The sequence below is a fragment of the Candidatus Avelusimicrobium sp. genome (assembly GCF_051874775.1).
Lineage (GTDB): Bacteria > Elusimicrobiota > Elusimicrobia > Elusimicrobiales > Elusimicrobiaceae > Avelusimicrobium.
Map to the genome: position 1 here is coordinate 1 of NZ_JBJEGE010000033.1, position 6645 is coordinate 6645.

Annotated in this window: 10 protein-coding genes and 1 tRNA gene; 9 read left to right on the forward strand and 2 right to left on the reverse strand. The window is 45.1% G+C overall.

Annotated features, from left to right (window positions below):
- Positions 1 to 111: 111 nt before the first annotated feature.
- Genes ACI351_RS07105 through ACI351_RS07115 form a run of 3 tightly spaced genes read left to right on the forward strand, consistent with a single transcriptional unit; the run spans position 112 to position 2541 of the window.
- On the forward strand, positions 112 to 1158 hold the full coding sequence (locus ACI351_RS07105) for a hypothetical protein (RefSeq protein ID WP_439734553.1): 1047 nt from the start codon (positions 112 to 114) through the stop codon (positions 1156 to 1158).
- A gap of 44 nt (positions 1159 to 1202) precedes the next feature.
- Complete coding sequence (locus tag ACI351_RS07110; RefSeq protein ID WP_439734554.1) at positions 1203 to 1793, forward strand: hypothetical protein; 591 nt, start codon at positions 1203 to 1205, stop codon at positions 1791 to 1793.
- A gap of 31 nt (positions 1794 to 1824) precedes the next feature.
- The gene (locus tag ACI351_RS07115; protein ID WP_439734555.1) at positions 1825 to 2541 is read left to right on the forward strand and encodes a hypothetical protein; all 717 of its coding nucleotides are present in this window, start codon (positions 1825 to 1827) and stop codon (positions 2539 to 2541) included.
- 149 nt (positions 2542 to 2690) lie between these two features.
- Here the strand turns inward: ACI351_RS07115 and ACI351_RS07120 are convergent, their stop codons facing one another.
- Both ACI351_RS07120 and ACI351_RS07125 read right to left on the reverse strand, forming a co-directional pair.
- Complete coding sequence (locus ACI351_RS07120) at positions 2691 to 3356, reverse strand: hypothetical protein (RefSeq protein ID WP_439734556.1); 666 nt, start codon at positions 3354 to 3356, stop codon at positions 2691 to 2693.
- A 217-nt stretch (positions 3357 to 3573) separates the two neighbouring features.
- A tRNA-Ser gene (locus ACI351_RS07125) sits at positions 3574 to 3658 on the reverse strand.
- A gap of 110 nt (positions 3659 to 3768) precedes the next feature.
- Between ACI351_RS07125 and ACI351_RS07130 the strand changes: the two genes are divergently transcribed.
- The 6 genes from ACI351_RS07130 to ACI351_RS07155 all read left to right on the forward strand — a co-directional run.
- A complete protein-coding gene (locus tag ACI351_RS07130; protein ID WP_439734557.1) occupies positions 3769 to 4422 on the forward strand; it encodes a TatD family nuclease-associated radical SAM protein in 654 nt (217 codons plus the stop codon).
- Positions 4409 to 4867, forward strand: coding sequence for a hypothetical protein (locus tag ACI351_RS07135; protein WP_439734558.1), 459 nt, complete (start codon positions 4409 to 4411; stop codon positions 4865 to 4867). The genes ACI351_RS07130 and ACI351_RS07135 overlap by 14 nt, the downstream gene beginning before the upstream one ends.
- Positions 4867 to 5343 (forward strand): tRNA (adenosine(37)-N6)-threonylcarbamoyltransferase complex ATPase subunit type 1 TsaE, encoded by a 477-nt coding sequence (gene tsaE, locus ACI351_RS07140; RefSeq protein ID WP_439734559.1) that lies wholly within the window; start codon positions 4867 to 4869, stop codon positions 5341 to 5343. Before ACI351_RS07135 ends, tsaE begins: the two co-directional genes overlap by 1 nt.
- The gene (gene tsaB, locus ACI351_RS07145) at positions 5322 to 6017 is read left to right on the forward strand and encodes a tRNA (adenosine(37)-N6)-threonylcarbamoyltransferase complex dimerization subunit type 1 TsaB (RefSeq protein ID WP_439734560.1); all 696 of its coding nucleotides are present in this window, start codon (positions 5322 to 5324) and stop codon (positions 6015 to 6017) included. The genes tsaE and tsaB overlap by 22 nt, the downstream gene beginning before the upstream one ends.
- Positions 6014 to 6445: a GNAT family N-acetyltransferase gene (locus ACI351_RS07150; protein ID WP_439734561.1), complete on the forward strand. Its 432-nt coding sequence runs from the start codon at positions 6014 to 6016 to the stop codon at positions 6443 to 6445. The genes tsaB and ACI351_RS07150 overlap by 4 nt, the downstream gene beginning before the upstream one ends.
- Positions 6442 to 6645, forward strand: a 204-nt coding sequence (locus ACI351_RS07155) for a hypothetical protein (RefSeq protein WP_439734562.1), incomplete at its 3' end; no start/stop codon positions are given. The genes ACI351_RS07150 and ACI351_RS07155, both read left to right, overlap by 4 nt.

Consider the following 6645-nt stretch of genomic DNA (forward strand, 5'->3'; position numbering starts at 1 on the left):
CGATCGTGGCTGTTTAGGAGTAGATAAGTAGGAGAGTACTAAATCAAGCGAAAGGAAGGCCGCACAGTTATTAACAGAGTTGGCCTATACTATTGGTTAAAGGAGAAACTGATGAATTTAGAGCAATTGGGAACATGGGTAGAATCTGCGCAATATAGGAAAATTCTAAATATTTTAGAACAAGCGCCCACTGTAGTACAACAATTACGGCAGTTTGGTATTTTAAAACAAGGCATAGCCGAAGAGATACAAGCGGCCGTGGAACAAGGGACCCTGGCTTTTGAACCGCAAGAGACGGAATCTTCCGGACAGTACACGGCTTTTATACGTGAAGGGGGTAATATCCTTGCGCAAATCCCTTGGGGACAATTGTCCGCCAATCTAAATGTAGTTTCCGTTTCTACACTAGCTCTATCCTTACATAATGCTGTGATGCTGCATAAAATCAGCGCACAGCTGATGGAAATGGATGCTAAATTGGATAGCATCCTTTTAGGACAACAGACCGACAGGGAAGCAGATTGTAAAAGTGCGCTGTCTTTATTAGAACAAGCTAAGTTATATAACGGTAAAGATGACGAACTAAAGAAACACTTAATCAGTAATGCATTGCAAAGTGCTTCTAAAGGATATGAATCAATATTGCCCTATTATCTGAAAACCATGGATCAGGTATTCAGCATGATAATAAACCAATACTGGGTGGATCGTGTGGAGGAAGAGTCTGATAATTTTTTTGCTTGGGTTGGAGCCAAGACTGTTAATACTTGCGCTGGGCGGATCTTTTCAAAGGTTTTAGCATCTGTTACTAACGATCAAGAAGAGCTAGATTTTATAGCAAGTATGGAATCACCAGATATCGTGATTGATGCTGCCGATCAGCAGTGGAATTATTTGTATTTAGCTACTTCCGTTATCGTATTTTCTCATTTATTACTGGAAAATCAAAAGGCTGCCAATCGTGCATTAGAAAAATTTTATCAAGAAGTAGTGGGTCCGTACAGTTTTCCCGATGTAGAAGATATAGATGACATAGAGGACATAGAGGAACGAAGAGGCTGTATTGCATTGAGTGAAAATGAAAAGTATCTGGAAGTATATAACCAACATGTGGATCAAATAAAGCTTTTGTTTGAGCTTTATGTTGAATTAACCTGAAAAATGTCAATAACCTATAGCAAATATAAATAAGGAGAAACAATATGGCAAGAAAAATAAAACAAGCAGAAGTCATTTCAACGAATGATTCTTATGAAAAAGAGGACAAGGAGGCTTTATCCACCACGCGTACTGTTGTGGGATGTTTGCGTGGTACGATTGCAGGTAGTGCCAGTTTAATGTGTGCTATCGCCGGAGGGATTGGCGTTGGAATTGAATCAGGTACAGGGTTCGGTATTTTAGCTGGAATGGGATTGTTTTTCGTTTTAATGGGTTTTTCTGTTTATTTGATGAATAACGCAAAAAACTTAACAGTAGTAGATTGTATCTTGCCTCTTCCGATAGGCGTCATATCTGCATTTTTGTTTGCACCTGTCAGTTTGTTTGCAGGCAGTATATTTTCGGCAGCTACTTGTTTGGGTGCGTCCTTGCTGTTAAGCATAATGTTACTAATGTATCGTGCAAAAAAAATACATGGAGGTATGTTGGTAATCCCTTTTTTGGTGTTTATATATGAATTATTGCCAATTGAACTTCCTACAGATTTAGATAATTTATTTTGTTTGGGGGGAAATGGCGTTAATTTTATAGCCTCTTTGGTGTTTAGGCCGGATAATCCTAAATTATTAGAATAAAAATTTTAGATCAATATCTAAATTACTATTTATGATTACATTTACCGAAATTCAACAATATCAATCGTCCGTTTTTGACGCGCAATTTGCCGCCGCCTGTAAAGCGGGGCAAATAGCGTGGTTCCCGTGGGTGGGTGCGAAATATCCCACATCCGCTTGCAAGGTGCTTGTCATCTTGGAATCCCATTATATCAACTGGGAACGCACCAATATAGAGGCGTTGGCGCAACCCGATTTTACGCGCCGCGTTGTGGCAGAACAACTATTCCCGCAGTACCGTTGGACAAATTCCTCCTTTAACAATTTGTCCGCGTGTTTAAGTGGCAAAGCGGTTATAAAAGGGCAAATTAATTTGCTGTGGGAAAAAGTGGCACTTTATAACTTTGTCCAACGGCCTATGGATAATCCTAATGAACGCCCTAACGAGCAAGATTTTATCACCGGGTGGAAGGCATTTCCGACAGTGGTGGATATTTTAAGGCCGGATGTATGTGTATTTGCAGGTTTCGCCGCTATTTCCAATATTTTAGAACTTCCGGCAGGGTTGAAACTTGCGGGTCTAACTCCTTGGGAAAAAGAAGGAATCAATGGCACATATCCTCGCCCTTGTTTCACTATCCAAACACAGAAGCATACTATGAAAGGTGTGGCGGTAAAGCATCCGGGCAGTTTCTTTACCGTGGACCAATGGCGGGCGGTGTTGCAACGCCAAGTGCCGCAAGCGGTTAAAACACTTTCTGTTGACTGAGAAATTGGGGCGGTTTTTTTACGAACTGCCCCAAAAAACTTTCAAATAAAAACTCCCTTGCGGGAGTTTTTAAATTTATACGGAGTGTGTAGTTTGGGTAGCAAGGTGCTTACTCCTTTGCTCCGACGGATTTAACAAATTCTTGCTTATTACATGAGTATGAGTATGGTCCGTATCATGCCCTGGTAAATCATAGCTAGGACTAACACACCAGACACACTACTCATAATAATGCCTTGTTGGTTGTGACCACTTGCAATAGCGTATAAACTACATACACATGCAACTATGGCAAGTACTGCTGGGCCGATTATTTGCCGTACAATATCGTTTCCAAACACACTACCTATACCCGTTACTATACCCAAACCAAACAGCACACACCACAAAAGGGTCTGCCACGTGTTTCCCGGTAACGCTTTAAGTAGATGTACCCATTTAATAGACGCAGGAATTAAGGAAACTAATACCAATAAGCCGAATATAACTCCAATGCCTGCTAATCCATAAGCCCCAAACATCCCGGTTCCCATTCCGTCTTTATCTTTAGAGAATACCAAAGCCACAAATAAAACAATACCTAACAATACAAAAAGGGCAAGAACTCCACCGTGGATAATGGTCCATTTCCACGGCTGTTGTAGAAGATAACTAGGCGCAATATTCGTTTTAGCGAATACCCCGTATAGGTAAAAGAATGATAGGATGATAGCCGGAGCCAACGGGATACGGGTCATCAGTACACCGCTAGCGAACATAAAACTACCCATTGACAGTATTTGTGCCCATATAGGCATATTCGTTAATTGTTCCATATATTTTTTATCTCCCTGCATTCAATGTCCCCTCATTATAAAATATTTTAACTACCTCTACACCACTTCCTACCAGTCCGGTCAGCATAAAAATAAAAGATTTTCCATAAATCCCAAAAATCTGCCAAAAAGAGCATGCTTAAAGTGGTTGATAAAAAAATCCCCGTCGGGCGAATGGCCTAACAGGGATTTTTGCTATAAACTTAAAACTAAAATACGGAAGGGGAGGGATTCGAACCCTCGATACCTTGCGGTATGCCAGTTTTCAAGACTAGTGCCTTAAACCACTCGGCCACCCTTCCAATATTTTTATTTTATTAATTTTTGCCGCTCTTGTGCCAGTTTTATTATAACCCATTTCCCCGCTGGTCCGTCCCCGCCAAATTGCTATAATAGCTAGAGGGAGAATTTTATGCAAACAACCAATGCGCCGAAAACCGTATACCGTTTTGGGGACGGAGTCTATATCAATCTGACCAACCGCTGCCCGAACTTATGTGCTTTTTGTATTAAAACCAAGTGGAAAATGAATTTCCACGGCAATAATTTAAATCTGTCGGGGAATGAGCCGTCCGCCGGAGAGGTAGTTTCGGCGTTGGAAGCAGAACTCAAAAAGGCTCCGTTTAAAGAAGTGGTTTTTTGCGGTTACGGTGAACCGACGATGCGTTTGGAAACTCTTTTGTTTGTCGCACAGACGCTTAAAGGCTGGATGGCTCAAGCCAAATTTCCGCCGTTTAAAATCCGCTTAAATACCAACGGGCTCGGCAATTTGATTAACCATAAAAACATCGTGCCGGATCTGGCCAAAGTGGTGGATTTGGTAAATATCAGCTTAAACGCGCAAGATGCCGAAACATGGAAGAAAATCGTCCGTCCCGCCGAGGGGTATGAGGACGGGTTTGACGCGGTGCGCGATTTTATCCGCCTGTGCGCCGCCGCCGGATTTGAGCGGGTGGTGGCCAGCTGCGTGGATCAAACGGGCGCCGACCCTGCCGCCGTCAAGAAAATTGCCGAAGCTGATGGTGCCATTTTCTATTTAAGGAGTTTTTTGGATGCGCAAGATTAAACGCCCGGGGGCGTTGTTCGTCCTGTTTTTGATTCTTTTGGCGCTTGTTTTGACGTGGTTTTTTGCCGCGTCGGAGGATTATTACGATTACACTTCCGACACGATTGAAAGCTCCGCTTCCGTCGCGCCGCTTAATAAAGAGAGCCTTCTCACGCGCTCCGCTCCGGTCCGGCGGAAATACGATACCGAAGTGAAATACCGCACCTTTTATCTCACCGCCCCCGGGGCGAAAAAAGTGGAACTGCTGGCCGATTTTAACCGCTGGGGCAAGGATCCCATTGAACTGAAAGCCTATCGCAAGGGCTATTTTGAAACGTCCGTCGCGCTGACGGGCGGGGAATACAAGTACGTGTTCTCGGTTGACGGAAAAGACGTGGCGGATCCCACCAATAAAGACCGCCGCATCGTGGACGGACGTGAAGTTTGTATTAAAACGGTAAGATAATGAAAACAGCTGAAATTTCTTCTTCATCGCGTGAACAAACGCTCGCTTTGGCGGCGGAGTTTGCGGGCGCGTTAAAAGGCGGAGAAATCGTTTTTCTGCGCGGACCGATCGGCGCCGGAAAAACGGTGTTTGTCAAAGGGGTGGCGTCGGCTATGGGACTTAAAACTTCACCCACGAGCGCCAGTTTTAGTTTGATGAAAGAATACAAAAATAAATCCCGCCGATTGTTTCATATTGATTTGTTCCGCTTGGAAGAAGGCGAAGTGTTTAACCTCGGTTTTGAAGAAATGCTGGAGGATGAGAACGCCATTATTTTAGCGGAATGGCCGGATCCGATCCGCCGTATGCTACCGCAAGACCGTTTGGAAATGGATTTTATTTTACAGGAAGGGGATGAACGTACAATTCGTTTATCTTCGTTTGGGCGCGTGTCGGACGCGCTGTTGGAGGCGTTATGCAAAGCCGCAAACCGGTAATTTTAGGGCTTGATACGTCGGGTGCGCCGCTGCTCGCTGCGCTTGAAACAGACGGTAAAATTTATGTCCGCCGCCGAAAAGGCGTTAAGCAGGAGCGTTTGTTGTTTCCTGCTGTTAGTTCTGCGCTCTCGGCCGCAGGAGCCGAACTGAAAGATGTTAAACGTATTTTCATCGTGCGCGGCCCCGGGCGTTTTACGGGGATACGTATCTCGCTGACGTTTGCATCAATGCTTAAATACTTAAATCAAACCGAAGTTTGCGGGGCGACGCTGTTTGAAGTGCTGCGCCGGCAGGTAATCTCTTCTAGAAATTTTTTAACTTGGCAAAAAGCTAACCCTGCGGGTGCGCTGGCGGTGGTGCTGCACGCGTTTCGCGAGGAATACTTTTTGCAAATTTTTGACGGGCAAAACAACCCGCCCGCTTGGCTTTCGCGAGAGGAATTATTGCAGTGTCTAGCTGCTTATTCTGCGCCGCTTTTGTTGGCAGGGAGTGATCAAAACGGGGCGCCGCTTGCGCAATTGACGGGATTTGGCTATGCGTATGCGGACGAAAAGGATTGTTTCGTGCGGCCCGCAACTTTAGTACAGATGGCGCAGGACGATTCGCTGACGCAGAACGCATTGGAACCGCTTTATTTAAAGCCCGCGCGGTTTGAATTGGTAACTCCCAAATGATCCGGCGTTTACTCCCCGCAGACGCGTCCCGTTTGGCGCAAATTGAAGAACTCCAACCGTATAGCGCGCACTGGGGCGCGCAGGGGTTTGCGGATGAAGTTCATAATCCATATTCGTTTGTTTGGTGTTGGGAAGAAAAAGGCCGGATTAACGGTTTTATTGCGCTGAGGTTGGCCGCGGGGTTTTGCGAAATTTTGAATTTGGCCGTCGCGCCGTCCGCCTGCCGCCGCGGAATTGGTTTCAAACTGTTGTATTTCGCGCTGACGGACGTCCGTGCGCACGGCGGGGAACGGGTAACGCTTGAAGTAAACGCAAACAACGCGCCGGCTATCGGGTTATATACCAAGGCGGGGTTTAAACCGTGCGGACTGCGGAAAGGTTTTTATAACGGCACGGAAGACGCGCTGATTATGGGGATGAATTTATGAAAAATTTGTTCACGCTTGCGCTGTGCGCGGTTTGGGTGCCGGTTTCTGCTTTAGCCCTTAACGGGGAAAGCAAGCAAGAAGCCAAGCTGTTTAAATCATTTCTGTCGTCGGTTTACGCGTTGCGCGAAAATGACAAAAAAGCGCTTTCGCGCCTTGAGAAAACCTTGTCTCTCGCGCCGGATTCCAAATACCTAAAACGG

Coding starts and splice junctions, on each gene's coding strand:
- ACI351_RS07135 (WP_439734558.1), top strand. CDS start 4,409: ATGCGCAAGATTAAACGCCCGGGGGCGTTGTTCGTCCTGTTTTTGATT.
- ACI351_RS07150 (WP_439734561.1), top strand. CDS start 6,014: ATGATCCGGCGTTTACTCCCCGCAGACGCGTCCCGTTTGGCGCAAATT.
- tsaB (WP_439734560.1), top strand. CDS start 5,322: ATGCAAAGCCGCAAACCGGTAATTTTAGGGCTTGATACGTCGGGTGCG.
- ACI351_RS07130 (WP_439734557.1), top strand. CDS start 3,769: ATGCAAACAACCAATGCGCCGAAAACCGTATACCGTTTTGGGGACGGA.
- ACI351_RS07120 (WP_439734556.1), bottom strand. CDS start 3,356: ATGGAACAATTAACGAATATGCCTATATGGGCACAAATACTGTCAATG.
- ACI351_RS07105 (WP_439734553.1), top strand. CDS start 112: ATGAATTTAGAGCAATTGGGAACATGGGTAGAATCTGCGCAATATAGG.
- tsaE (WP_439734559.1), top strand. CDS start 4,867: ATGAAAACAGCTGAAATTTCTTCTTCATCGCGTGAACAAACGCTCGCT.
- ACI351_RS07110 (WP_439734554.1), top strand. CDS start 1,203: ATGGCAAGAAAAATAAAACAAGCAGAAGTCATTTCAACGAATGATTCT.
- ACI351_RS07115 (WP_439734555.1), top strand. CDS start 1,825: ATGATTACATTTACCGAAATTCAACAATATCAATCGTCCGTTTTTGAC.